The sequence below is a fragment of the Mesorhizobium erdmanii USDA 3471 genome, from assembly GCF_000472705.1.
GTDB classification, from domain to species: domain Bacteria; phylum Pseudomonadota; class Alphaproteobacteria; order Rhizobiales; family Rhizobiaceae; genus Mesorhizobium; species Mesorhizobium erdmanii.
In genome coordinates this window covers 1-26,740 of sequence record NZ_AXAE01000018.1, presented here as the reverse complement: position 1 = coordinate 26,740, position 26,740 = coordinate 1, and the positions used below count along the sequence as shown (strand labels likewise).

Annotated in this window: 18 protein-coding genes and 1 pseudogene; 7 read left to right on the top strand and 12 right to left on the bottom strand. The window is 57.1% G+C overall.

The genetic code is table 11. The annotated features are described in order from the left end of the window. Window positions 1-425: 425 nt before the first annotated feature. From A3AU_RS0115150 to A3AU_RS0115140, 3 genes are all read right to left on the bottom strand, one after another. Window positions 426-1,400: an aldo/keto reductase gene (locus A3AU_RS0115150; RefSeq protein WP_027053599.1), complete on the bottom strand. Its 975-nt coding sequence runs from the start codon at window positions 1,398-1,400 to the stop codon at window positions 426-428. 181 nt (window positions 1,401-1,581) lie between these two features. Further along, window positions 1,582-1,938 (bottom strand): non-heme iron oxygenase ferredoxin subunit, encoded by a 357-nt coding sequence (locus A3AU_RS0115145; protein WP_161633511.1) that lies wholly within the window; start codon window positions 1,936-1,938, stop codon window positions 1,582-1,584. Between the two features lie 21 nt (window positions 1,939-1,959). Then, window positions 1,960-3,177: an NAD(P)/FAD-dependent oxidoreductase gene (locus A3AU_RS0115140; protein ID WP_027053597.1), complete on the bottom strand. Its 1,218-nt coding sequence runs from the start codon at window positions 3,175-3,177 to the stop codon at window positions 1,960-1,962. 379 nt (window positions 3,178-3,556) lie between these two features. Here A3AU_RS0115140 and A3AU_RS0115135 point away from each other — a divergent pair, with 379 nt between their 5' ends. Continuing rightward, window positions 3,557-4,972, top strand: a complete 1,416-nt coding sequence (locus A3AU_RS0115135) for an aminotransferase-like domain-containing protein (RefSeq protein WP_032917413.1) — start codon at window positions 3,557-3,559, stop codon at window positions 4,970-4,972. Window positions 4,973-5,466: 494 nt separating this feature from the next. Next, window positions 5,467-6,918, top strand: coding sequence for an aldehyde dehydrogenase family protein (locus tag A3AU_RS0115130; RefSeq protein WP_081709544.1), 1,452 nt, complete (start codon window positions 5,467-5,469; stop codon window positions 6,916-6,918). Window positions 6,919-7,099: 181 nt separating this feature from the next. Here the strand turns inward: A3AU_RS0115130 and A3AU_RS1000000137270 are convergent, their stop codons facing one another. The 8 genes from A3AU_RS1000000137270 to A3AU_RS01000000135465 form a co-directional block, all read right to left on the bottom strand. Then, window positions 7,100-7,498: a transposase gene (locus A3AU_RS1000000137270; protein ID WP_051355362.1), complete on the bottom strand. Its 399-nt coding sequence runs from the start codon at window positions 7,496-7,498 to the stop codon at window positions 7,100-7,102. Window positions 7,499-7,796: 298 nt separating this feature from the next. Continuing rightward, the gene (locus A3AU_RS0115120) at window positions 7,797-8,972 is read right to left on the bottom strand and encodes a M24 family metallopeptidase (RefSeq protein ID WP_081709543.1); all 1,176 of its coding nucleotides are present in this window, start codon (window positions 8,970-8,972) and stop codon (window positions 7,797-7,799) included. Window positions 8,973-9,126: 154 nt separating this feature from the next. Then, the gene (locus A3AU_RS0115115; protein ID WP_032917412.1) at window positions 9,127-11,172 is read right to left on the bottom strand and encodes a CocE/NonD family hydrolase; all 2,046 of its coding nucleotides are present in this window, start codon (window positions 11,170-11,172) and stop codon (window positions 9,127-9,129) included. A 214-nt stretch (window positions 11,173-11,386) separates the two neighbouring features. Next, window positions 11,387-11,662 carry a hypothetical protein gene (locus tag A3AU_RS1000000136870; RefSeq protein ID WP_027053592.1) on the bottom strand — a complete coding sequence of 92 codons (276 nt, stop codon included), beginning with the start codon at window positions 11,660-11,662 and terminating at the stop codon, window positions 11,387-11,389. A gap of 13 nt (window positions 11,663-11,675) precedes the next feature. Continuing rightward, window positions 11,676-13,259, bottom strand: coding sequence for an ABC transporter substrate-binding protein (locus A3AU_RS0115105; protein ID WP_027053591.1), 1,584 nt, complete (start codon window positions 13,257-13,259; stop codon window positions 11,676-11,678). Between the two features lie 284 nt (window positions 13,260-13,543). Beyond that, window positions 13,544-16,024 (bottom strand): GcvT family protein, encoded by a 2,481-nt coding sequence (locus A3AU_RS01000000135470; RefSeq protein WP_051355361.1) that lies wholly within the window; start codon window positions 16,022-16,024, stop codon window positions 13,544-13,546. Between the two features lie 66 nt (window positions 16,025-16,090). Beyond that, window positions 16,091-17,257, bottom strand: coding sequence for a mandelate racemase/muconate lactonizing enzyme family protein (locus tag A3AU_RS0115095; RefSeq protein ID WP_027053590.1), 1,167 nt, complete (start codon window positions 17,255-17,257; stop codon window positions 16,091-16,093). Between the two features lie 49 nt (window positions 17,258-17,306). Beyond that, window positions 17,307-18,851 (bottom strand): trimethylamine methyltransferase family protein, encoded by a 1,545-nt coding sequence (locus tag A3AU_RS01000000135465; RefSeq protein WP_051355360.1) that lies wholly within the window; start codon window positions 18,849-18,851, stop codon window positions 17,307-17,309. A 104-nt stretch (window positions 18,852-18,955) separates the two neighbouring features. On the opposite strand from A3AU_RS01000000135465, the gene A3AU_RS0115085 reads away from it, so the two are divergent. The 4 genes from A3AU_RS0115085 (at window position 18,956) to A3AU_RS0115070 (ending at window position 24,731) form a co-directional block, all read left to right on the top strand. Continuing rightward, window positions 18,956-19,864: a LysR substrate-binding domain-containing protein gene (locus A3AU_RS0115085; RefSeq protein WP_027053589.1), complete on the top strand. Its 909-nt coding sequence runs from the start codon at window positions 18,956-18,958 to the stop codon at window positions 19,862-19,864. 316 nt (window positions 19,865-20,180) lie between these two features. Next, complete coding sequence (locus A3AU_RS0115080; protein WP_027053588.1) at window positions 20,181-21,731, top strand: ABC transporter substrate-binding protein; 1,551 nt, start codon at window positions 20,181-20,183, stop codon at window positions 21,729-21,731. Window positions 21,732-21,921: 190 nt separating this feature from the next. Beyond that, window positions 21,922-23,433, top strand: coding sequence for a M81 family metallopeptidase (locus tag A3AU_RS01000000135460; protein ID WP_081709542.1), 1,512 nt, complete (start codon window positions 21,922-21,924; stop codon window positions 23,431-23,433). Window positions 23,434-23,492: 59 nt separating this feature from the next. Further along, window positions 23,493-24,731, top strand: coding sequence for a serine hydrolase domain-containing protein (locus A3AU_RS0115070; protein WP_027053587.1), 1,239 nt, complete (start codon window positions 23,493-23,495; stop codon window positions 24,729-24,731). A gap of 686 nt (window positions 24,732-25,417) precedes the next feature. Here A3AU_RS0115070 and A3AU_RS1000000137900 read toward each other — a convergent pair. Beyond that, window positions 25,418-25,666: pseudogene (locus tag A3AU_RS1000000137900) on the bottom strand (IS110 family RNA-guided transposase); the annotation flags it as partial. 54 nt (window positions 25,667-25,720) lie between these two features. On the opposite strand from A3AU_RS1000000137900, the gene A3AU_RS1000000138945 reads away from it, so the two are divergent. Continuing rightward, window positions 25,721-26,569: a hypothetical protein gene (locus A3AU_RS1000000138945; protein ID WP_167335239.1), complete on the top strand. Its 849-nt coding sequence runs from the start codon at window positions 25,721-25,723 to the stop codon at window positions 26,567-26,569. The last annotated feature ends 171 nt before the right edge of the window (window positions 26,570-26,740 follow it).

The window sequence follows — 26,740 nt, the reverse complement described above, 5'->3', positions numbered from 1 at the left end:
TGGCACCCCTTGCGGTCTATGATTTACGGCTCCTGAATGGAGCTGATGAATCGGAACCATTTTTGAGCGTATCCGTACGGCGGTTGCCTCCTACTGCTTGCGGCAATGAAGTACCTGGCTATGGACAAGCCGTCGACGGTCGGAATGTCGGAATCGGGTGAGAAGGCAGTTGTGCAGTTGCTGGCGGGTGGATGCCGGAAGCGCCAACGCCGGTCGTCATGCTCTTCTTTCCGGAGCCGTTACGGCGGATGCCGGCCGTTCATTCATTACCATCGAGATGGTGATCCATCTCAGCTTTGGAACCCGCGGCGGCCTTCATCAGATCGTCCATCAAGCCGGCGGGGGTCGAAGATCGTCTTCGGATAGGTGCCGACCAGGAGCTGATCGACAATCGAAACGGGGATGCTCGGTTCTCGCGTTAATAGTTAAAGTCCTGAAACTGGATGTGGCACGTACGGCGCCTCGAGTAATTTCACCTCATCTTCCGATAGCTTCACGCCGACGGCCGCGAACGCGTCCTCGAGATGTTGCGGCTTCGTCACGCCGACGATGGATGCAGTCACCACCGGCTTCGAAAGCAGCCACGCCAACGCTAGCTGCGCATGAGGGAGGCCCCGCGTTTGCGATAGCGACGTAAGACGGTCGACGACGATCTTGTCCGCTTCTTGCGTTCGGGCGTAATTGCCCGCGCTCAATTCATCGGTCCGCCCGCGAAGGGTGTCTGGCTCTTCCTGCCAAGGGCGGGCGAGACGTCCCCCCGCAAGCGGACTCCACGGTAGGACGCCGACACCTTCGCTTTCGCACAGAGGGAGCATCTCGCGTTCCTCCTCGCGATAGAGGAGATTGTAGTGCGGTTGCATTGAGACAAAGCGGGTCCAACCATGATTGCCAGCGAGTTGGAGCGCTTTGCAGAATTGCCATGCAGCCATTGAGGATGCACCGATATACCGAACCTTCCCGGATTTGACGACGTCGTGTAGTGAGTCGAGCGTCTCTTCGATCGGAGTAGCGTCGTCCCAGCGATGGATTTGGTAAAGGTCGATATAATCGGTGGTGAGGCGGCGCAGGCTCCCCTCCACCTCCGCCATGATCGCCTTGCGTGAAAGACCGCGTCCGTTTGGATCGGCCCGCATCGGGTAGTAGACCTTCGTTGCGATCACCACCTCGTCGCGCCGGGCAAAATCATGGATAGCTCGGCCCAGAACCTGCTCACTCCCGCCATCCCCGTACGTGTTGGCGGTATCGAAGAAATTGATTCCGCCTTCGATCGCGCGCTTGATGATCGGTCGGCTCTCATCCTCGCTCAAACCCCAGCGACGCTCAGCCAAGCCGAAGCTCAAACAGCCAAGACAGATCCGAGAAACCTTGAGGCCGGTCCTTCCAACGTTGACGTAATCCACCCCGTTCCTCCCCAACTTGAGCTGGTCGATGCAACCCAAGGCTTACACGACGCGATGTCACAGATCTCCGATGGCACCTGGTGCGAAAGACGATGCCGTCTGTCCAAGGCGCTGCCATAGGCACTCGAATACGTGCACGCGCACTAATGTACCGCGAGTTTCGGCCTGCTCTGGCGCGACTTTACGCTACGGGAAGACGCACCAGGACCTGGCCGCCTTCCACCTTCGTCTCGAACACGGTGATCGGACAGTCAGCCGGGCCTTGAACCACTTGTCCCGAAGTGATTTCAAATTGAGCACCATGCAAAGGGCACTCGATAAGAGTCCCCTCCAGCCAGCCATCGGAAAGGAGAGCGAAAGCGTGTGAACACACGTTAGTGGTCGCATATACTTTGTTGTCAATCAGGTAGATAGCGACGCGTCTATCGTTCATATCGAACGGCGTTACGGAGTCCTCTTGAAGATCGGAAAGAGCGCAAAAAATTATCCATTCAGAATTTTGCGGCTCAGTATCTATGCTTTTTTCTGCTGTTGTCACAATTGACTCCGATTGCCGTAATTAGCCAGCTGCCAGGTATAGGTCGGACGGATCGACTTCCTCGGCCCGGCTCATAATGTCCGGCGATATTGGCTTGCCAGCCTTTGTGTCTCGTCGGAGTTGCGTCATGTCACGACCAGGGTTGACCCCCACGGCACTGACAAAACGTCCATGGTCATCGATGCCAATCTCCAGCCACCGTTCGCTCGCGACGTCCCCGATGCGATACAGGCGCGTCGCGAGGGCTGGCAGTCCGTACGACTGGAGGGTTACGCCGCACTGATCGGACCAGAACCAAGGTAGGTCCTGATACTGTGCATCCAGACCGCACATGACTTGTGCGGCCACAACTGCCTGATCGCCGGCGACAGTCCAGCTCTCACTGCGTAGCCGCCGGCCGAGCGCGGGCACAGGATAGTTCGTCACTTCTCCGGCAGCATATATTCCGGGAACGGACGTTTCGCAGCGTGCATTCACAACGATCCCGTCGGCGGTGTCGATGCCGGCGTCAGCGGCGATTTCCGCATTTGGCCCGATCCCGACCGCAATAAGGACCATGTCAGCAACGGCCGACCCTCCATCCCAAGTCAGAAGGACCTCGCCCTTTGAATTATTCGACATGCGCAGATTTGCGCAGTTCAAACGGAGCTCACCACCTTGGCTCGCGTGTCGCGTCGCGACCCATTCTGACAAGGAGAGCGAGGCGCTGCGCGGCAGCAGTCGCGGCGCCAGCTCAAAAACCGTTGTTTGACACCCCAAGCGGCGAGCGATCGCCGATACCTCCAGCCCTATAAAACCGCCGCCGATGACTGCCAGCCGTTTGCCACGCGCAAGAACCCCGCGTAATCGCAACGCGTCTGATTCAGTGCGCAGATAGTGAACTTGTACCGGGTCCACACTGAAGTTCTCCAAATGCCGGGCCCGAGATCCCGTAGCGATCAAAAGCTTGTCGTAGTGTTCCGGATCACCGTTATCAGTATGGACGATGCGTCGAAGGGGGTCGATGAGAGTGGCCTTCGTTCCATCCCGCAAAACGACGCCCTTTGCATACAGCTCAGACCCTTTCAGGGTCGGCCTCTTGCCCTCTAAGAGAAAGTCCTTGGACAGCGGCGGCCTGTCATAGGGTGTCCCGCTCTCGCCATGAATTAGGACCGTGCGCTGCTCAGGACACAGCTCGGCGAGCGTTGTGGCAGCACGATGTCCTGCTAGTCCTCCTCCGATGATAACGACCGTTTCCATAAACCTTCCTCAGCGCCTGGCAACTTTGAACGTTACCGCTATGACAAAAGAAACAAAAATCTGGAGATGCACCAGTGTCAAATTCCAGAGAATTCGTTCAGCACAGACGGCCCAGCTTCCAAAGCAAAACCTCGAAACGCCTCCTCGCCAGAAACTGTGCTCCGCGGAATAGGTGGCTTTTGTGCATTTTGCCGGTTCAGATGAATCCATATTGTTCGATCGCCGGGTACGGCGTTGCACAAGGCTCAAGCACCGCAACGGATCGGACTGCCACCCATTGTTCGTTTAGAGGTAAAACAAGCTTTCTTGTGGAGACACCGCAGGTGCCAGTTACGATATGAACTCCAATCCTATGACCCATGTTCCCAAGACATCGGCTATGCGCCGCTACGAATTTGTCGTTGACCACATCAAGCGCGGCATTCGCACGGGGACTCTGAGGGTGGGCGATCGCCTGCCGTCTGTCCGGCAGTTAAGCGAAGATACCGGTTATAGCCCGATGACAGTGCATCATGCATACGAACTCTTGGAGGCTGAGGGAGTTTGCGAGGCCCGGCCCCGGTCGGGCTTCTATGTCGTCGGTGTGCCGGCGCCAGTGACAGACACAGGGAACAATAGCCACGATGTCCATGGAGAGACTGTAAAAAATCTGCCTGAGGCTTTGCTACATATTTGGTATTCAAATGAGCTTGGCGCATTCGGCAGCTTCTACCCAAGTCCGGACCTATTCGACCGCAACGACATCGACCGACTGTTGCGCCAGCTCTTGCGCCAAGGCGAGACAAGGCTTGCTGGATGCGATTCACCACAAGGCGACGTGCAGTTGCGACATGAAATTTCACGCCGCGCATCAAGGCGGGGGAGCGTCGTAGCACACGGGGAAATCGTTGTCGGCAACACGGGCATGTCGTGCTTCGACATGTGCCTCAATGCATTTACCAAGCCAGGAGACGTCATTCTTGTCGAAAGCCCTTCTTATTTTCCAATGCTAGCCGGATTGAACCGCAAGAGCCTCTCCGTGGTGGAAATTTATTCCCACCCGCGCTCGGGCATCGATCCCGAACATTTCCTGCATCTTGTCCGCTCTAATTCGGTTCGCGTGGCATTGCTTATGGGCTCCAATCACTATCCCACAGGCGTAACCTATTCCGAGCAAACAATGCGCCGTGTTGTGGAAATTGCTCGCCAACACCAGGTACTCATTCTCGAAAATGACATGTTCAGCGACCTGAACTACGACGGCAGCAGACAGCCTTCGTTCAAACAACACGATCCGTCCGATATCGTGGTGCAATTCGGCAGTTTCATGGCCTCGCTCCCGCCAGCGTATGGATTGGGTTGGATCATTGCCGGCACCCACACACGACGTTTGATGACTCACCAGTATGCACATGGACTGAACAGCGGTGATGGTATTGTCCAGCGCGCGATCGCCACGTTTCTGGCTACCCGTAGTCAGGATCGACATTTGAGACAGTTGCGCTGCACACTTGCCGCGAGAATGCAACGGGGCCTCGAATTAATCGCAGAACATTTTCCAAGTGAATGTGTTGTATCGCCTCCCGTCGGCGGGTTCATGTGCTGGGTACGAGGGCCAGTCGGCTTCGATGCTACTAGCGCCTTGCTTCAAGCGATAGAATCCGACTTCAGTTTTCTCCCGGGTCCTATCTTCTCGATCGAGGCCTCCTTCCGAAACTTCGTAGCGCTTAACTTCTCGTTCCCATGGACCGCTCAGAACGAAACTTATCTGGCGAAACTGGGTGAGATGATGCACAGGTCGGTCGGTCGGCGATGACCATCAGACGAATCGTTTGAGGCTGCGCCGTCTCGTTCATTCTGCGGCTGTTGCAGGGTTATGACGGGAAATGTGTCGATGAGAATAGTCGGTTTCTCGTTCGCCGCGAAGTTGTCGGGGCCGGTTGCTCACTTTTTTCGAGAAGCGCCCACGAAGCAGACACGCGCCCCCTAATCGCTCTGGGGACAGGCTGCCATTCCAACGAGGCACCTGATGGTGACCGTTGTGCTGATGCAATTTGCCGTTATCTGCCTCTAGCCACACGGAGCTTGATACTTACTTCCTTGGGGGAGTCATCGAGAAGAACCGGATCCATGGAATGGGGAATAGTAATGGTGTTGAGACGGGTACCGCCTCCGAAATTCCACGACGTGCGCCCAGACTCTGATGTCCAATTTCACCTGTCGCAAGGCCACAAACCATCGCCCGGTGACGATCTAAAGTGGTCTGCTAAAATCGGCATTGAACAGCATGTTCGGTAGGGAAAGAAGTTGATGAGCGCGACAAACAGCATGTTTGCCACAATGGAGTGCGATAGTCATATGGCGGATATAAGAAACTTTTACTCGCTGGTCGATGGTTCTCTCGTCCGTGACGGCTCGAAACTCAAGGTCACAAACCCGGCGACGCTAGGCACTGTTGGAGCCGCAATAGTACCCGGAGCGGAAGTTCTGCAACAGGCGATCGACGCTGCCGAGCGGGCTTTTGTGACTTGGCGGGCCGAACAGTGGACGGTGCGCAGCAGTCTCCTTCTTGCCTTGGCCGGTGTACTGCGCAAGAACGTCGAGGAACTTGCACGCCTTCTGACGTTGGAGCAGGGAAAGCCGCTTCAGCAAGCTCGGAACGAAACCATCTCATGCGCCGAATTTCTTGAGCACTGTTCAGGCCTGGAGTTGCGCTCTGTCGTCCTTAACGAGAGTCCGGGGGCATACACGGAACAATACTTTGTCCCGTACGGTATCGTTGCAGGAATAGTGCCGTGGAATTTTCCACTCGAGGCTGCAATATCCAAAATCGGGCCAGCCATTATCACCGGAAATTCCATAATAATTAAGCCGGCACCGACCACTCCCTTGGCGACCTTGCGCTTCGGCGAACTCATTAGGGATGTTGTTCCGGCAGGGCTTATTCAGATCATCGCGGACGATGGATCACTTGGTCCAAAGCTCGTCAGCCATCCCAGTATTGCAAAAATTTCTTTTACGGGATCCACCGCATCCGGCAAAGCCGTCATGACGTCTGCTGCTCAGGGCTTAAAGCGTCTCTCTTTGGAATTGGGTGGCAATGATCCGGCAATCGTGTTCGACGACGTCGACCTGAAGCGTGTACCGCAGGCCATTTTCGACGCGGCATTTCTCAATAGCGGACAGGTCTGTACTGCAATCAAGCGGGTTTACGTTCACGCCGCCATTGCTGATCGCTTCTGCGAATGCCTTGCCGCTCTGGCGCGAAATGCAGTTGTGGGCGATGGTTTGGAAGACAATGTCACCGTAGGTCCTCTGCAGAATAAGGTCCAGTTCGATAAAGTTCTTCAATACTTGGACGAAGCGGAGAAAGTCGGTCGCATCGTTGTAGGAGGTAAAGCGCCAGCTCTTGCTGGCTATTTCATCAACCCTACCATCGTGACGGAGATCTCCGATGAAGCCTCGCTCGTCAAAGATGAGCAGTTCGGCCCGATTCTCCCGATCCTCACATTTACGGATGTCGATGACGTGGTGCGCAGGGCCAACGGAACGCCTTATGGCCTTACTGCTTCCGTATGGTCGGCCGACACAGATCGAGCGGCGCGGATCGCTCGGCGGTTAGACTTCGGAACAATATGGGTGAACAAGCATCTGGAGTTCAATTTGGATTATCCGTTCAGTCCTTGTAAGGAATCCGGCTTTGGCACCGAAGGGGGTATCGAGGGACTGAAGGAATATGCTCAGTCCCGCCTGCTGAGTTGACATGGTGGGACCATATTGCGGGTCGCAAGCGATGAGAGTTCCGGTCCAATTTATCAATTTGCCCGAGCCAGTGATGGAAAGCCACATCTTCTTATGTGGGCGTAGGCTTTGGCTAACCCCACACGCGCGCCTTCTGTCGGGATCCGCAGCAGGACACTGACGTCGACAGTGCGGTCAACGATCACACGTCGGCCGTTGGCCCGAGAATTTCCATCCGGCCACCGGTAGACACCGCTTGGCTGGTCGTAGCCGGTACTTCAGTGTGCGATCGCTCAGGTGACGGCTCTTCCGGCTCTACATCGCGCAGACCAGGACCGACAACACCCATGTCAATGAAGGCGATCTGTGGGTGGGATCTCGGGCAACGGCTTGGATCGGCCCAATCGCCCTTCTGGGACTTCTGGGCTTGCTTCATCCAGATGAACAAGTGGCTCGCGTTCATGTCGTGACGCCTCGCCACAACCGACACCGGATCACCGGACTCCTGCACCTCACGCACGATCCGCAGCTTCTGCTCGACCGTCCAGGAGCCGCGCCGCACCCACCCGTCGGCAGCGGCAGGGCCGCGGACGTCTTGCATCAACCGTCGAGGGCTGCTCCATAGCCAGATACTTCATTCGGAAGTAACTTAAGCCTAAGCGGACACTAACGCCTCGAGGCAGGCGTCAGTAGGCCGCCTTCGCCGTATGCGTACGATTCATGGCACCCTGGCACGACACTCCATTACGGATTATTTGGCCATGCGCTCCGGCCGTGGGGACACGCAAATTGGCCGTCGCTAGGGATATCGGAGCCAAAATCTAATGTCCATCAGACCGTGCCAGAATGCCGGCCTTCTCATGCGTCGAAAGGGAACAAATAACCCGAAGCTCGGCTTTTTATCCGGGACGCTCGAAAAGGATGCGGGGAACTTTGCTCATCAAATCGGCACCAGCTTCGGTGACCCGAACCGTCTCGCTGATTGCGTAATTTTCGCCGGGTTCGTATAAAAATATCCCAACGTGGAAGGTCATATCGGGCAAAATCTCAGTATCGTTGTTCGTCCACAAGCTCGGTCCATCCACCCAGTCAAGGCCAACAGAGTAGCCTATGCGTGCCTCTCTGTTGAGACCGCGCGGTCGGGTAACCGCTTGAAATGCGCAAGCGACATCGGCACAGGTTGTGCCGGGCCGCATTGCGTCGACGGCGGCATTGAATCCCGCCATGACAATTTCATGTTGGCTCTTGCGGCGGGGTGTGGCAGGGCCGAGGTGAACAGTTCTCGCCACAGGCGCCGCGTACCGGTGTCGGCTAGCAGCACACTCAAGATAATATTGGTTACCCGCCTCGAAGAGGGAATCAACAAAAGTCTGGTGGGGCGCAATGTCGAGGGTACCGCCACGGATGACCGGCGGATAAGGCTGCGGGCCGCCCGGAATGTCTTTAGTTCCGGCACAGACCGCCGAGATAATCGCGGCGGCGGCGTCGCAATGCCGCGCGCCGGCGGAAATTTTGTCGATGCCAGCTAGTAACGAACGGTCCGCCATCTCTGCGGCTTCCGTCATATAAAATAGTTCGCGCTCAGACTTGACCAGTCTGCAAGACGTTACCAAGCCGCTGGCGTCCAGCGGATCGTGGCCTTCCAATGCCGCGAAGAGCCTGCGGTAGCCGAACGCACTTAGTCCAGACACCTCGACACCGATAGATGCAGCAGCACTCACCTTCGTTTTGACGAATTGTGCGATAAAATCCCATGCACTGTGCTCACCCGTGCCGCTTACGTAGCTTTCAGCATACCCGACAACGCGGTCCCTCGGTAACCAACATCCTGCTTCGGTCGCGGCGTCGGCGTCCATCTTGCGAAGAACGAAATAGGGATCCTCTTTCAAAGTCACTAACAACACTTGTGGTTCAAAGCCTGAAAAGGAGTCATACCCTAAGAGATAGCATTGACTTGCTTGAGATATAACAAGCAGCGCGTCTATCTCAGCATCAGACATAGCAACGCGTATTTTGTCGAGACGAGCTCGAAACTCCGATGTCTCAAATGCCTGCACAGTGTTTCTGCTATTCATCTAACCTCCTATTGTATCATTAATTACTTGCTCAGATACAATCTGAACAAATGCGCAGGTCCGAGGATGTGGAGTCAATACATCTTATTAACTGGCTTTGCAAACGCCAATTAGCCGGCCCGACTTAACCAGGAAAACTGTATCTTCCACAACGCTAGACAAGGTCGCGCGCAATTCGTTGGGACCAGGATCGGGAGAATATCCGCCGGTCGTCCTCATAGGCGCGCAGATCGGCCTCGACGATAAAGCAATCTGTGGTCGACGAAAGCGCTGTTTCTACCTCTACTCGAGTCCGCCATCCCGGATGGCCGTGGTAGTAGGTTTCGCAAACTTCCATGCGGGCGCTGGTCGGGTCATTCGGCCGAATTCTGTAACGGGTAGCTTTCTTAAACGCAGTCTCTACTCCGATAGCGTCGATTATAAAGTTTCCATCGTCTCGGATTACCGTGTGGATGGTCTCGCCCGTAACAATGTCATGGCCAACTGTACGCTCAACCTTTCCCTGCCGCACCAATGTATTCTTCGTCTGCGCCGCCGTGACAGGTTCTGCAAACCTAATATCAGCATCATCGGGGCGTCCATTTCGCGTTGGCAGCATGAGGCCACTGTCATCGCCAGTGAAAACGGTCAGCGTGACGGACTGCGGAGAGGGCCAGGCAATCGGCCAGTATGCCGTGGATATTGCTAACCGGATCCTATGCCCCGGCGGAAACTTGTGCCCAATTTCGTTGAGTTGAACACGGATTTGATACCGAGCTCCCGGCTCGAGTGACTTCGGCGTCTCATGGCTCTCTCGGTGGGTCAAATTGAGCAAACCATAAGTAACACGAATGGAGGTCCCATCCGGCGCAATATCGTTCAGCCTTACTGCGACGAGTCCGTTCGGCTGGTCTGCCGATATCGTCAGCACGGCAATCGGTGCACCTAGAATCTCCAGATGCTCGGCCAGTGGGGCGGTGTCAAAAACCAGCGACTTTCCATCCTCCTCACGCTGGTCTAGGGGCAACTCGGGTGACAACCCGCCGATGCCATATGCGCACCATTCACCGCCATGCATCCCTGTATTCTCTGGTGATTTTACCATTTGCATCGCTTGATCGTTCGGTGTCTCGCAAAGGACGTGCGGCGCGAGCCAAAACGTCTTGCTTTGAATATTTCCACTGGGCCACGATGGCTCCCCAATCCAGCGGCCCGGCCGCACCTCGTAGTGCGAGGCCGGCGGGACCGTGTCCTGCACATAGGCTCGGAGCATTGGCTCGTCCATAATGCCAGTTTCAATGCCCTTCAGCCAATAATCCCACCACCGCAGCGCTTCCTGCAAAAAGCCAATTGCAGGACCGGGAACTCCAATGTGAGGATATTTATGGCCCCACGGACCGACGAGACCTAGCCGCGGCCCCTTCAATCCTGACAGCAAGCGGAAGATGGCATTGGAATAACCATCGGCCCACCCACCCACGGCGAAAACTGCTGCCTGTATGGAAGAGAAGTCCTCACAGACCGAGCCGTGTCTCCAGTAATGGTCACGTCGTTGATGCTCGAGCCATGTAGAGAAGACTGGAGTCATGACATTGAGCCGCTCCATCCACATATCCCGCCAACGATCCTCACCCACCATCAGCGGGTCCGGCGAGCGCGACATCATGCCGAAGTAACTGGTTCCCCAGGCTAAAATATCCGTGATAACGCAGCCGCCCATATAGTGCATGTCGTCAGTGTAGCGATCATCGGTCGAGCACGCGGTTATGATTGCCTTCAGCGCCGGCGGCCGGCGCGCCGCCACCTGTAGAGAATTGAACCCACCCCAAGAGATTCCCATCATGCCAATTGCACCGTTGCACCATGGCTGCTTGGCGATCCAGGCGATAGCCTCGACGGCATCGTCCTGCTCCTGCTTTAAATACTCATCGAGGATCACTCCATCAGAGTCGCCGGTGCCGCGGATATCCAACCGAATGCTCGCATAGCCATGCGCAGCAAAGTAGGGGTGGGTGAGATCATCCCGGGCGCGCGTAGCGTCACGTCTCCGATAAGGGATATACTCAAGAATTGCCGGAACCGGATTGCTCTCAGCGTCCTCGGGCATGAAGATGCGTGCGGCGAGTCTTGTGCCCTCCGACACAGGAATCCAACACAATTCAATTTCGCGCACTTTGCGCAGGTTCGACGAGTAGGGGGACAATATGCTCTCCGAGTACATTACGTGCAATGAAGCGAGCTGGGCGCGGCCACTGACGGCCTGCCGACGAGGTTTGGCACTCGTCCCGGATCGTGGTAGCCGGCCGAAGTCATCCAAAAGGCTAACTTAAAGGTATATGTAAATCGCAGGTCTCGGTTTCCTCGACCGACGGACGGTAAGATGATAGCAAACGGCAAGGGGACCATCGCCGCCCAGAAGGCCAGGAACAAGGCGTTCAACTGCCGCTCCCTGATGGACATACAGAGCTTGCTCGTGAGCGGTGCCCAAGGTTGCCCGTCAGGATTCCGAACAGCCGGTAGAAATACCTGACATTGGCTGAGTTGTTGAGACCCATTTCCTCACATAGATTGGCGAGCGCGACCGGCGTCGCCGACTGGCCGGATTGCGCGACGTCGCTAGGATTTGCGCTCCTGCGAAAGATCTGCACGGAGACTGCAAGCAGCAACAGGATACCGAGCGCGATGCGCTCGGCAATGAGCTGGAGAACCATGGTGTAGGGGACCTCAAGTCTGCAGCCAACACTTAGTCAACGCGTAACCGCCCATCAATTCCTGATTGCCATCCGAAATCCAGCCGCCAACCTGTGGCCCCGTGGCATCAATAAAGTCGTTGAACATAGGAACAACCGAGCCGCCTTCGTCACGAACGATGGTGCCCATGTCGGCATAGAGCCCCTTGCGCTTGGCCTCGTCTAGTTCGCCGCGTGCTTGGAAGAGCATCTTGTCGAACCGTTCATTGAAAAAGCGAGTGTCGTTCCATTCAGCCTTTGAATAGTAGGCTGTCGTGTACATCTGGTCCTGTGTGGGACGACCGCCCCAATAGGAGGTCGAGAAGGGCTGCTTGTTCCAGACTTCAGACCAGTAGCCGTCGCCCGGCTCGCGTTTAACTTCGAGCATAATCCCAGCCTTGGCAGCGCTCTGCTGGTATAACTGAGCAGCGTCAACCGCCCCGGGGAAAGCAACGTCGGACGTACGAAGGAGCACCGATCCCGAATGTCCGGACTTCTTGTAATGGAAGGCTGCCTTATCCGGATCGAAGCTGCGCTGCTCGGTCTCGGTAAAGAGCGGATAAGACTTGTTGATTGGAGTGTCGTTGCCGATCGAGCCGTAGCCCATCAGGATCTTCTGCACCATCTCCTCGCGGTCCACGGCATATTTCAGCGCGAGCCGCAGGTCATTGTTGTCGAACGGCGCGGTGTTGCAATGACAAAGAAAGAGATAGTGGCCCCGGCCACTTACGTTGCGGATGGTGATGCCGGGTACGCGCTTGATGAGATCGACGACCTTCGGGTCGACCCGATTAATCATTTGGACCTGCCCACTCTGTAATGCGGAGGTGCGAGCAGTTCCGTCGTTGATGATGATAATCTCGATTTGGTCGGCGAAGCCGCGATCCTTGCGCCAGTAGCCGCCGAACTTTTCACCACCAAGTCGCACACCAGCATCGTTAACCGTAACCTTGTAGGGGCCGGTGCCAATGCCTGCGGTCGGATTGTCTTTGCCACCATTCGGCTGGATCACCAGATGGTTGTCGTCCATCAGGAACGGCAGGTCGGCATTGGCTTCCTTGAGCGTGAAGACCACGTTCTGACCGTCAACCGCAATCTTGTCGATGCCCCGCATGATGCCGAGCGCGCCCGACTTCGAATGGGCGTCCGAGTGGCGCTCCATAGTGGCGAGTACGTCTGCCGGGGTCATTTCCTTGCCGTTGTGGAACTCGATGCCCTCGCGAATCTTGAAGGTCCAGACTTTGGCGTCCGGCGACGATCCCCATTCCTCGGAAAGTGCCGGTTGCAAATGTCCATCCGCGTCCAGCTGAACGAGCGCTTCGCCCCATTGACGGCTGAAGATGAAGGTAACTGCATTGCCTATGGCAGCTGGATCGAGGCTGTCCGTCGCCGCTCCACCTTGCAGACCGGCTTTCAGTATGCCACCCTTAAGAGGTCCTTCCGCCCCTGCGACAGTTGCAAGCAGGTTGTTGGCAAACGCTGCACTGACACCGAGGCCCGCGGCTCGACCTAGAAAAGCGCGTCGCGAAAACTTTCCGTTGGCGACCTGCTTGGCGAGAAAGCGCACTTCATCAATCATATTAGTTCCCCTTTCCTTGCGCATCTATTAGCTTATTCTCTGCACTGGACGCGATATAATTTCTACATTCGTAGAGAATACACGACTCTCGTATATTTCTACGTTACACTGCTCGGGTTGAAACTTTTCGCAACTTCCTATACAGATTTCGCCTTCAACTTACTTCCTGGAGAGATTTTTTATTTATGCGGCTGACGCATGGGGCGCAATTCGAACAACATCGGTCGGCGTTATCGATTGACAAGATGCCTCCAAAGCAGGGAAAGATGAGCGCCGCGTGACGCTCAACCAGCCTTTGCGACCTCAGCTGGAAGCGACTGAACCAACTGAGATCGCATCAAATGACCGTTGGTATCGTAGAACGCTTGGGCCATCACCGTTGCTGGAAACAGTTGCCCGTCGATTTCGACATCTAGCACGGTTCCTTCGCTAGCGAACTCGACGGGAACGTACCCTAGCGCAAGAGACTTCTTGACGCGGTGCCCATAGCCCCCGGAGGAAATATAACCGACCGCGACCCCATCCTTGAGCAGCGCTTCGTCTCCGACAACATCACGGTCGTCGACATCGATCGTCAATCCGACAAGCTTCCGAGCAGGCCCTTCGTCGCGCGCCTTGGCTGCGGCTTCCTTCCCGACGAAGTCCTTGTTCCAGTCAATGAATGCGGCCAGTCCGCTTTCAGTGGCGTCGAAATCCGGCCGGAAGTCCATTGTCCAGACACCCCAGTTCTTCTCCAAGCGCATCGACATGAGGGCGCGGCTCCCGTAAAAACGCAGCCCGAGGTCGTCGCCTGCCTCTTCGACCGCCTCAAACAAGCGGATAAGGAATTGCGGCCGGCAATAGATTTCATAACCTAGTTCGCCCGAGAACGACAGGCGGGAGAGAATCACCGGAACGTCACCCACGACGCATTCCCGGATATCCCGGAACTTGAAAGCGTTGTGGGAAACATCCTCGCGCGTAATCCGCGAAAGGAGTTCTCTTGATTTCGGACCCGAGATCGCCAGCCCGTGAAGTTCGTCGGAACGGTTGGCGTAGGTAACACCCTCGGCCGGCAGATGCCGTTCGAACCATCGGCGGTGCATCTCCTGCGCGGCACCGGATCCGAAGAGCATGAAGCGGTCTTCCGCGAGGCAGGCGACCGTAAGGTCTCCATAGAGTTTGCCTTTGGGAGTCAACATGGGGGTCAACGCGATCCGGCCAGGCTTGGGGAGTTTCCCGGCGAGGACGTGATCGAGAAAGGCTCGCACGCCCGGTCCGGCAAATTCGTGCTTCGAATAGTTGGCGATCTCGATGGCGCCCACACTCGTCCGGACACTCTCGATCTCGCGTGCGACGTAGTCGTGGCTGCGGTTGCGCTCGAACGTCGGCTCTTCGTGGGCATCTTCCGGCCCGTCGGCGAACCAGAGAGCATGCTCCAACCCAAAACTGACGCCCATGACTGCGCCCTTTGCGACCAGGCGATCGTAAAGCGCCGTCGTCTTTTGCTTCCGTCCTTTCGGCAGCGTCTCATTGGGAAACGTCATGACAAAGCGGCGTTCATAGTTCTCCGAGGACTTCACTGTGCCCCAGTCGGCCGTAGCGAAGTTGCCAAACCGGGCGATGTCCATAGCCCAGACATCAATTGAAGGTTCGCCCTCGATCATCCATTCCGCAATCGACCGGCCGACACCGCCGCCTTGGCAGAAGCCGGCCATAACGCCGACCGCGGCCCAATAGTTTTGCAGACCGGGCACCGGGCCGATCATCGGGTTTCCGTCAGGCCCGAACGTGAAAGGCCCGTTTACAACGGTCTTGATGCCCACCTGGCCCAGCGCCGGAATGCGTTCGAACGCGAGTTCAAGGCGGTCCGCGATCCGCTCGAGGTCGGATGGCAGCAGTTCGTGACCAAAGTCCATCGGGGTGCCTGAAACCTTCCAAGGCGTGGACTTGGGCTCGTAAGTGCCGAGCAGCATCCCATTGCGCTCCTGGCGGAAGTAGATGTTGGCCTCGTAGTCGATGCCTGCCGGAAGACGCTTGCCGGAAGCCATTCTGTCCACGATTTGGGGGATATCCTCCGTAATCAGGTAGTGATGCTCCATGGGCTGCACGGGCAGCGTCACGCCGGCCAGCTTCCCAGCCTCACGCGCCCAGAGCCCGGCGGCGTTCACCACGTGTTCGGCGTTAATGGTTCCGTTCGGGGTAACCACGTCCCAGGTGCCGTCCTTCCTCTGGCGTGTTTCGACAACGGGGGTGTGCGTGTAGTACTGGGCGCCGTGAACGCGGGCAGACTTCGCATAAGCATAGCAGACGCCCGAAGGGTCGACATCGCCGTCCAGCGGGTCCCACAGCGCAGCGAGATAGTGGCTCGGATCAATGAGGGGATGCCGCTCGGCTGCCTCTTTGACGCTGATGAATTCCTGATCGAGCCCCATGTAACGAGCCTTCGACCGCTCCCGTTTCAGATATTCATACCAGGTCTTGTTTGACGCGAGGTAGAAGCCCCCGGTGCTGTGAAGCCCGACAGAGTGGCCGGAGGTTTCCTCTATCTCTTTGTAGAGATTGATGGTGTAGCCCTGAAGGCGGCTGATGTTCGGATCTGAGCTAATGGTATGGATCTGGCCCGCCGCGTGCCAACTTGACCCGCTCGTCAGCTCGTCTCGCTCAAGGAGCACACTGTCTTTCCAGCCGAATTTTGCGAGGTGGAAAAGGATGGAACATCCGACAACGCCGCCGCCGATGACGACCGCGCGGGCGTGCGTTGGAAATTGTTTCTCAGCTGTCATGGTTGTCCGCTTTGGGCTGGAGGAGGCGATCGCTTTGAATTGAGGGATCGGCCGGATGAGCGCTCGCTAAGCGAGTGGAAGCCTTCTGAACCGACCAGCTCGAGCTGGGTCAAAGAAATGGTCGAGAGGTCCATTGTCGATAAAATGGGCGTGCCAGGTCGCTAGCGCACCTCGGTCGAGCACCACACCCAGGCCGTGGCCTTCAGGTACGGTGACGACATTGTTTGTCTGGCGGAACGGACCGCCCTGGATGACATCGCCGATCTGCCAACGGAATAGTGACTGGGAGGGCTCGGTAATCCACGGCATTGCCGCCGACATGTGCAGGTAGGCTGCGGTCGCCACGCCGGCGTCACCCGAATAACACCAGAACCCAACCCCCATGGTTTCACAGGCGCCGATAAACCGAACGGCACGGGAGATCCCGCCGAGAACCGCAAAATTGGTGACAATAAAATCCGGCACGCCGATACGAACTGCCCGTCGAAGATCCGGCACATGGGTGGAGAAGGGAATGGCAGAATGCCGACGCAATACTTCCATCTCTTCGAAGGTAGCTACAGGATCCTCATAATTCCTGATATCGAAAGGCTCGATTTCGCGAAGGATCCGAATAGCGGTCGGCAAGGACCACTGCATATTGCTATCGAGCCGGATCATGTCGCGAGGCCCCAAAGCGGAGCGGAGCGCCTTCACGGTCTCGATCTCAAGGACCGGGTCTCCCAAGATGAGTTTACCCTCGAACATCGTCGAGCCGTGAAGCTCCCGCATGTGTACGCAATAGTCAGCCACGGCTTCCGGAGACATCTCTCCCCCTTCACGGAAGCCAAAATACTCAGTAAAAGTGATCTGCTTTCTGACTGCTCCGCCAAGCACTTTGTAAAGGGGCTCCTTCGCTACTTTACCCCTGATATCCCAGAGAGCGATTTCGATCGCACCGAAAGCTTTTACGACGGAACTGTCATCCGTATTTTGGACAATTTGCCATGGCGGGACCGTCAAAGATTCGCAATTTGCGATGTCGAGAGGATCCTGACCGACCAGCCTTTCGCCCATAGCTAGAATTGTTGCCAAGACATCGACAGAAGGGGCCTCACCAAGACCAACAAGCCCTTGGTCGGTTTCAACTTCGACGATCACCTTGGATGTGCCGGGATAATGTCCGCCAGTCCACCAAAGTGGCTTCTCAAGTGGTATGTTTACCGGAGTCGCCTTTACAGAACGAATCTTCATTGCCTTGTCCGAACTCGAGAAAATTGAGTGGGGTGCTGACCTTGACTGCTCAGTACCACTGGTCAGTTTGCTGGGACTTCTTCCGCGCGCAGAAATCGGCCAACGCGTTGTCGATGGCCGGATCAAGAGGCGGGGCCTCGTACTCGACAAGCAGCTTCTTCCACCGCGCGTTCGCTCGGACCAGGGAATCTTTTTCCCCGGCGTCACGCCACTGCTCAAAGCTGTTGTTGTCAGCGACTTCCGACTCCCAGAAAGCCGTTCGATAGTTCGCGATTGTGTGGGCGCAGCCAAAGAAATGCTTGCCTGGGCCTACCTCGCGGAATGCGTCGAGCGCCAGCTGGTTGGGATTGACTGAAAGGCCAGCCATGTAGACGTGCAACGCGCTGCAGAAGTCGGCATCAAGGATCAGTTTCTCGTAGCCCATGGTCAGCCCGCCTTCGAGCCAACCTGCCGAATGTAGAATGAAATTCGCGCCGCACTGGACGGCGGCCTGCATGGCGACCGCGCTTTCCATCATCGCCTGACCGTCAGCCACCTTTGACGACGTGAAGGCGCCTGAGCAACGCAGCGGCAGGCCCAGACGGCGTGCGAGCTGGCCCACGACCAACGATCCCAATGCCGGTTCTGGGGTGCCGAAGGTTGGTGACCCGGTACGAAGGTCGGTCGAAGACAGAAAGTTGCCGAAGATGGTGGGAGCGCCAGGGCGCACCAACTGGGTCAGGGCGCAGCCCACCATGGTCTCCGCAAACGACTGTGCGATGGCGCCGGGCGTCGTCACCGGACCCATAGCCCCGCCGAGGATGAAAGGCACGATTACCGTCCCCTGATTGGCGCGGGCATAGACCTTGAGCGCGCCTGTCATGGTGGCATCGAAAACGAGGGGAGAGTTGGCATTGATATTCGCGAGGATGACGCAGTTCTGGTCGACGAACTCTCGGCCGAAAACGATACGGGCCATCTCGATCGAGTCTTCCGCCCGTTCGACCGAGGTTACCGAGCCCATGAAAGGCTTGTCCGAATAGCGCAGATGGGCAGACACCATGTCGAGGTGCCGCTTGTTCACCGGAATGTCGACTGGCTCACAGACCGTTCCGCCGGAATGGTGCAGCCAAGGGATGGAGTAGGCGAGTTTGACCAAGTTTTGGAAATCCCTGAGCGCCCCGTATCGGCGTCCACCGTCCAGGTCGCGCACGAAAGGCGGACCGTAGGCCGGCGCGAACACGACATGCGGGCCGCCAATTTTCAAGGACCGTGCCGGGTTTCGGGCATGCTGCGTGAACGTCGATGGTGCGGTTTTCAGTATCAGGCCGAGCATCCCCCGGGGAAAGCGAACCAACTCGCCGTCCACCTTGGCGCCGGCGGCACGCCATAGGTCGAGCGATTCCGGATCGTCGCGAAATTCAATTCCGATTTCCTCCAGGATGGTGGCCGCGGCGTCTTCGATGGCCAAAAGCCCTTCCTCAGAAAGGAGATCGTAGGGCCGGATCCGAAGCTCGACACCGGCCAGAACAGCTGCTGCCTCATGGCCACCTGCTGGAGCACGTCGGTTTGAGCGGCCTCGTGGTCGCGGTGTCGGCGCCTCTGGCTCGGACATGCTTTTCCGTCTTCCCTTTTTCTTTTCCTTCTATAAGTTTGATTGGTAGGAGCGCATAGGTAAACCGCAATTATTTTGATGTCTGCATAAACAAAGGTTATGCAATGCCCCGTTTACGCATACCGAGCCCGGCCGGCCTAATTACCTTCGAGGCCGCAGGGAGACATCTAAGTTTCACGAACGCAGCCGAAGAGCTTCGTGTCAGCCAAGCCGCTGTAAGCTCGGCCATTAAAAGCCTAGAAGCAGACCTTGGCGTGGACCTGTTTGTGCGGCAGCACAAACGGATCGTGCTGACCGACGCCGGCCAGCGCTTCTACAGCGATGTGGCGATGGGTCTCGGCCATATCGCTCGATCGGCCGAGGCCGTCCGGCGCACGACAGAGGACAAGCATGTCGTGTTGTCGTCATCGACCGCGTTCGCCAGCCACTGGCTAATCCCGAGGTTGCCGAAATTTCGGGCCCAGCACCCCGAGATTGAAATCCGCATCCAGACGGCTGACCGTGACACCGATCTGGGACCTGATCCTCATCTGATCGGTGTGCGCCGAGGACTGGGTGACTGGCCGAACTATCGTGCGTTCCGGTTCGGCGGTGAAAACCTCATCCCGGTCTGCAGCCCCAGCTATCTCATGCAGTCGGGTGTGCCCCAGAATTTGGAGGATCTTGCCGGCAGAACCCTTATTCACCTCGACGAGCCGCATAGGCCGCGGCCGGCCTGGAAGGACTGGTTTGCCCATTTTGGGGTTGAATTCACCGACGTCGGCGAAGGCCTGCGCCTCAATGATTATAGCTTGGTGGTGCAGGCGGCTATCGGCGGGCAAGGCATCGCGTTGGGGTGGACCCACCTTGTCAACCATCCGCTAAGCGAAGGGTTACTCGTGCCCGCCCTCCCCGCCACCTGGGCGACCGGCTACGCATTCTTCATCGTTAGCAATCGTTCAGTTGATCTAGCCCCCGAGGCAAAGCTGGTGAAGGACTGGATCATAGCGGGCGCCCCGGATGATCAGCCCTGACAGGCGACGCCCGGCGCCCACCCGCAATGTCGACAGGAATGGCCGAAGTCGCACGCTGCCATATGGCCTTCTAGCCATTCCGCATAAGTTACACTTATGCAGACATCATAATAATTACGGTTTACCTCTCGGTTTTTCCCAACCACACTTATAGGCAATGGCCCGAGAAGCTCGCGCGAAAGGAACCTGCCTGAAAGTGGAATGATTGGCCCGTTAAGCGCATGGGCTTGGAAGCTGCTGTCGGGCAGTGTCCAGCAAAACGACCACATTTGGCGGCGCATCCACGAACACAGATCAACAAAAAAAGGGGAACACAATGACACAGGACAGCAAAATGCCGGAGTTTCTGATTAACCGGCGCAAATTACTTTCCACCGCAGCCCTGGGCGCTGGGGCTCTTGCCGGTCTCTCCCTTGCGCCTTCGATGGCACGGGCGCAGACGCCGACCAGAGGCGGCAAATTTGTTGTTGGGGTCGACAATGGATCGTCAACCGACACGCTCGACCCCACCAACATCATTGCGTCAGCCGGGGTGTTCGCTTCTTACCAGTTTGGGAATCGGTTGCTGGAGCGTACGGCGGATGGAAAGCTGGGGAGCGAGCTGGCTGAGAGCTGGGAGCCCAGCGAGGGCGCCAAACGTTGGAATTTCATCCTGAGAAAGGATGTAATCTTTCACAACGGCAAACAATTCAGTGCCAGCGATATGGTCTACTCGCTCAATCGGCACCGCGATCCTGCGTCCAAGTCAAGCTATGCCCCGCAGATGAAGGGCATTAAAGACATCACGTCCGAAGGTCCTTATCAGGTGTCGGTCGTTCTGACAGGACCCGACGTGAACTTCCCCTATCTGATGACCAATATCATCGCCCAGCCCGAAGGAGAGGATCCGAGCAAAGGCATCGGCACGGGCCCCTTCATCCTAACGGCCGCACAGCCAGGCATCCGCTACAGCTTCAAGCGCAATCCCCACTATTTCAGGCCCGAGCAGCCGTATTTCGATGAGCTCGAAATTGTGGTCATCAATGACGACTCCGCAAGGCTTTCGGCGCTTTTGGGTGGGACGACACATTTCGCATCGAAAATCACACCAAATCTGGTTGCACGGATCAAGAGCGCCCCAACCGTAAAGGTCGATGTGGCCGACACGACTACGTTCTACTACTTCCTTATGCGGACCGACCAGGCGCCTTTCGACAATCCTGATCTCAGGCTGGCGCTCAAGTACGCCGTGGATCGCAAGCTTATCCTGAAAACGACGCAATCAGGCTACGGCTCGATTGGGAACGACAACCCTATCAATTCAATCTATCCCTTGTATTCTCCGTTGCCGCAGCACGAGTACGACCCCGACAAAGCCAGCTTTCACTATAAGAAGTCAGGCCATAGCGGCCGGATTGAGCTCATCGCCTCAGAAGCCATATTTCCAGGCGCCGTCAACGCGGCAGAGATCTTTCAGCAATCAGCCGCCAAAGCCGGCATCACCATCAATCCAAAACGCGTGCCGGGCGACGGTTATTGGAGCGATGTATGGATGAAACAGCCGTTCTGCGTATCCTACTTCGGCAGTCTTGCCACGGAAGATCAGGCGTTTACGCAGCCCTTTGCGAGTGACTCGCCGTGGAATGATAGCTACTGGCACCGGCCGGAATTTGATAAACTGCTTGCCCAGGCCCGGTCCGAGTTGGATGTTGAGAAGCGCAAACAAATCTACCATGATGCGGCGAAAATGGTGCAGGAAGACGCAGGCCACATCACCCTGATGTTCGCAGCCTCCATAAATGGCTTAGCCAAGAACGTTCAGGGCTTCGTCGGTGATCACTTCCATGGCGAAGCGAAGAACTTTGCCCGTTGCTGGTTTGAAGCTTGATTTGATCCTGGCTGGCGTGGTGCACACGACACGTGCGTGCACCACGCCAATCTGACGCTAGCCGTTTGATCTCAACACGACTGGCGTCTGCAGACATCGAGCAGCACTTCGCGTTCGTCCCGGGAGTATCCTAGACACTGCTCGGCCGGGAACCTGAGGAATACCGAAGTGCGCCCAACGTGAGGAACTTATGAAAATATTGTTCGGTAGGATTGGTTATGAAACCAACACCTTTGCCCCCGGTACCGCAGATCTCGATCGCTGGGCCCCGAATGGATTGCTCATGGGTGACGACATTTTCACCCAATTTCGGAACACGCCTGACTATCTGGGGGGAATGATAAGAGCGGCCGAAGACCATGCTGTCGAATTGATCCCGGGCGTGGCAGTCCATGATATCGCGGGCCCGAAACTCACCACAGAGGCTGTTGAATTTGTCGTCGGAGAACTTGTTCGCATCGCCGACGCACGGAGGGGCGAATATGCAGGGATCTGCATGATGCTCCACGGCGCCGGGTGTGCGGAGAACACCGATGACTTGGAAGCGTATACGTTAGAACGACTGCGGGAGGTCGTCGGGCCGGACATGCCCATTACCGCTGCGCTTGATCTGCACGGGAACATTACGCCGCAAATGGTTGAATTATCGAATGGCCTGTTCGGCTGTAAGCTATATCCCCACACCGATATGGCGGAAGCTGGCTACCTGGCCATGAAAACGTTGATCGGCATGCTGCGCGGCGAGGTGCCCCCTCAAACGGCGCTCGTTCAACTTCCTCTGCTCGTTTTCAAAATGGGCCAGACTTCGGTTGAACCCTTGAAATCTGTGACAGCGTATATCGCCGATTACGTTGATCAACATCACCTAATTGATGCAACGTTCTTCCAGGGATTCGCCGCTGCTGATGTGCCGTCCGTTGGAGCGTCAGTCGTGGTTGTCGCAGAAAATGGCGCAGCGGAGGCCGCTTCCGAGATCGCCAAGTACATCTGGGACATACGTGGGCACATGAAAGCGGATGATTTCCCCATGCCGGACGCGGCTGTTGATCTGGCTCTGGCCGAGCTCAACAAGCCTGGCGGCGGGTATATCGTCATCAATGAGACATCTGACAATGCGGGGGGCGGGGCCCCCGGGGATGGAACCCATCTTTTACGCGAGATTTTGACCCGAAATCTTCCCAAGGCGATTTTTGGATACATGTACGACCCTGAGATTGCCGCTCTTGCTCATGAGGTAGGCGTAGGGGGGAAAGTATCTGGTTTGCTCGGCGCAAAGACTGACGAACTTCATGGCACGCCTATCGAGCTCCGCGACGCAACGGTCTGCGCACTGTCAAACGGTAATGCCATATATGTAACCCCTATGTATGCACAAGTGCCGGTATCCTACGGGAAAACCGCTCGCTTGCGTGTCGGAAATGTAGAAATTATCGTTACGCAGAATTTGTACGATCAAACTTATGACGACCGTCCGTTCTTGTTAACTGGTGCGGACATCACCCAGTATCATATCATTTGCGTCAAATCGGCCGTTCATTTCAGAGCTTTTTTCGAGTCCAGGGCAAAGGCGATTGTGACCACTGATCCGCCAGGCCTCACGACAGGCAAGATGGCTGCTTACAGCTGGCATCGAGCTCGCAGGCCCATCTATCCCATTGATCTCGATACCGCATTTGACCCGCTCTCCGCTCGTCACCATTAGAAGTTAGCCTAGTCGCGCTCACAGTTCGCGAGCGTACTCTTGGTCACGAAAAGGATCACATGGGCACGCTGAAATTGGATGGAGTTCGCTATCTCGATGGCTACGCGTCCGACCCCGGCGTCCTGGGCTGGATGCAGGGTACGCCGCCACCCGCTGACAAACAAATTACATTCGAAGGCGACGCCTTCCGCGGCTTCCCGCAGATCCGGTGGTCGCTATCGCACATGCGCGAACTCACCCCTACCGTCAATGTGAGGCGCGGACCGGGCGCCCTATCGGGTCTGGAGACCCTCGACAAAACGAGCGAGATCGAGGCGTTGGCATTTACAGACACCAACGGCCGTTCTCGCGGATTCGACGAGGCGCTGTTCGACACTTACACCGACGGCATCCTGGTGCTACATCGTGGCCGCATCGTATACGAGCGATACTTGGGTGCGCTTGAGCGGCATCGCCCGCACGCCTGTCATTCGGTGACAAAGTCCTATGCAGGCACCCTCGCCGCGGCTTTTGTGTACGAAAGCGTGCTCGATGACAGCAAGCTGATCCCGTACTACCTTCCGGAGCTGCAGGGATCGGGCTGGGCAGACGCCACCCTGCGCCAGGTGATGGACATGCAGACCGGCCTGGCGCACACCGAAGTCTACGCCGACGAGAACTCGGATCTGTGGGAATATGCACGTGCGTGCGGCTTTAGTCCAAGGTTCGCCGGCTATGGGGGGCCGCAGACGGTTTGCGACTACCTGCAAACCGTTCGCAGCAAGGGCTCGCACGGTGGCCCTTTTAATTATCTGACCATCAACACCGAGGTATTGGCGTGGGTTATGGCTCGGGTGACGGGACACTCGTTCGCGAAACTACTGCAGGACCGCCTGTGGCACCCGCTTTGCTGCGAAGACGACGCGTATATCATCGTCGATAGCGCCGGTATGCCGATGGCGGGTGGCGGATTGAGCACGAGCCTGCGTGACCTTGCGCGCTTCGGGGAACTGATGCGGTGCGAGGGTACATGGAATGGTATCCAGATCATTCCAGCTTCGATCTTTGACGACGTCCAGCGCGGCCGCCATTCAGCCACGCTTGCAGATAGCTATACCTATCGGAGCCAGTGGTGGGTAACGCACAATGAGCTCGGCGCTGTCGAAGCCCGGGGCATCCACGGGCAGCGGCTTTATATTGCGCCGAAGGCGGAGATGGTCATTGCGCGCTTTGCGTCCCATCCACACGCATTGTCCGATGCCGGCGATGTGATCACTAAGCCACTAATGTTGGCGCTGGGGCGCATGCTGCGGGAGTAACGCACCGTCGTTCCACCGGTGCATCCGGCTTCTACCCAATCTAGAGCCCCCGCCCTGAACTCCAGCCCCGCAATGTCTGCGGCAGCTTGGCGGCCTTTATGTATCGCCGTTCCAATGGCGCTTCAAAGATCCTTTGCCCGACGGGGCAATCTGGCCTTGCTTTACACATGGAGGCTTGCGCCTAGAGCCTGCTTCAGGTCGATAAGGGGAGCATGAGGAACTGTGGGGCAGTTATGCGGCGAGAGCTGGCTCGTCTGGTTCGTGATTGTCGTTCGCCATGCCGTACGCATACGACGAAGGCCGCCTACTGACGCCTACCTTGAGGCGTTAGTGTCCGCTTAGATTTAAGTGGACGCTTGGCGAATGAAGTATCTGGCTATGGAGCAGCCGTCGACTGTGGAAGCGAGCACGCCCGCGGCTGTGCCGCCGCCGGATGCGGGCCGACTGTGAATCGGCCCTTTAATTGCGGGTGGTTGTCAATCCGAGTTTCGCTCTGTCATCGCCGGGGTCATGGTCCTTTCCGAGGTCGAATGCCTCATGATGATGTTCGGGTCGGGCGCCTCAACGTGTGCAACGAAGTTCGAAGTCGACGTCAGCCGATTCAACGAGGTCACCACAAACACCGTCCCGGCGGGACATCACGGGTTCCGGAAACGGGCCCGCGATTGGGATCGAGTGCGGATCTGTCACGCCTTCTTTTCGCCGCCCCACTCAAAGCTGGTGCCGTCAACCCAGAGGCAGTGGAGCAGAACCGCGATCTTGCGAGCAACCGCCACTTTCGCCTTTTTCATACCTATCCGCTTTGACAGACGAAGGCCCCACGCCTTCAACGAAGACCATTTCTTCGTTCGATGCATGAGTACGCTTGCCGCCTCGTAGAGATAGGTTCGCAAGAGGCGATCTCCCCAATGAGATACGCGGCCGTTGATATCTGTTGAGACCGGTAATTTGTCTGGGGTCGAATAAGGATTGTTAGGTCCGCGTAGTCCATGAGCGTCGCTTTGTTCGGAGGGAAAGCGATGGCGGTAGAATGGACGATCACGATCGAGGGCAGGAACGAGTTCGGTGACGTTTGCCGGAAGGCGGTCCATATCGACAAGAGCTGGGAACGTCTGTCTGACGGCGACATTGGCCTGTCGATCGAGGACGGTAAGACGATCATGACGGCGCTGCAGAGCGCGGTTGTGAACCACGAGGCGGAGACGTATTCGCTCTTTCGCCGGGTCTGCCCGGATTGCCACAGGTTTCGGCCGGTCAAGGACTACACGACGCGCCAGATCCGGACCGTCTTCGGCACCGTGGAGGTGCGCAATCCTCGCTGGATGATGTGCCGAGATTGTTACCCGGGCATGGTCATTGCCTTCGCGCCGCTGAAGGAGATCTGCCCCGATCGAGCGACAGCCGAGCTGATGGAACTGACGGCGCGGCTGGGGAGCATGATGCCGTACCGACGGGCAGCGGATGTGCTTGCCGAATTCCTACCTGTTGAGCCGACCGAGACGCATGCCACCGTGCGCAAGCGAACCATCAGGATTGGCGAACGGCTCGACGATCAGGTTGCTGACGAAGAATTGCACGCAAGTGCCCAAACGGACGAACGACGCCAGCTTGAAATGCAGCTGCCCGGCGATCGCCGCAAAGAGTTCGTCATCAGCATCGATACTGGCGCATGTTCGCAGCGCCGATCCCAATTCAGCGCGCAACTTCGAGCTCGTCGTGGCCCGATGCGGCCGCGGCGGGCGGGGCGAAGGTGGCGGCCGCTATTTCGCGACCAGCAGCACCGACCAACGGGCAATCCGGGATCGAGCGCTCCATGCGCTTCAGCAAGAAGGATATAGCGGCTTTGGCGACGTCACNGTGATNTCGGANGGCGCCGAAATCCTGAAGCGGCTGCCCCGCGCCATGCCAAAGCCGACGGCCCACATCATCGACTGGTTCCACATCGCCATGAAGATCCAGCCGATGCAGCAGATCGCCGATCACATCGTGCGATCCCGGTCCGGTCTCTC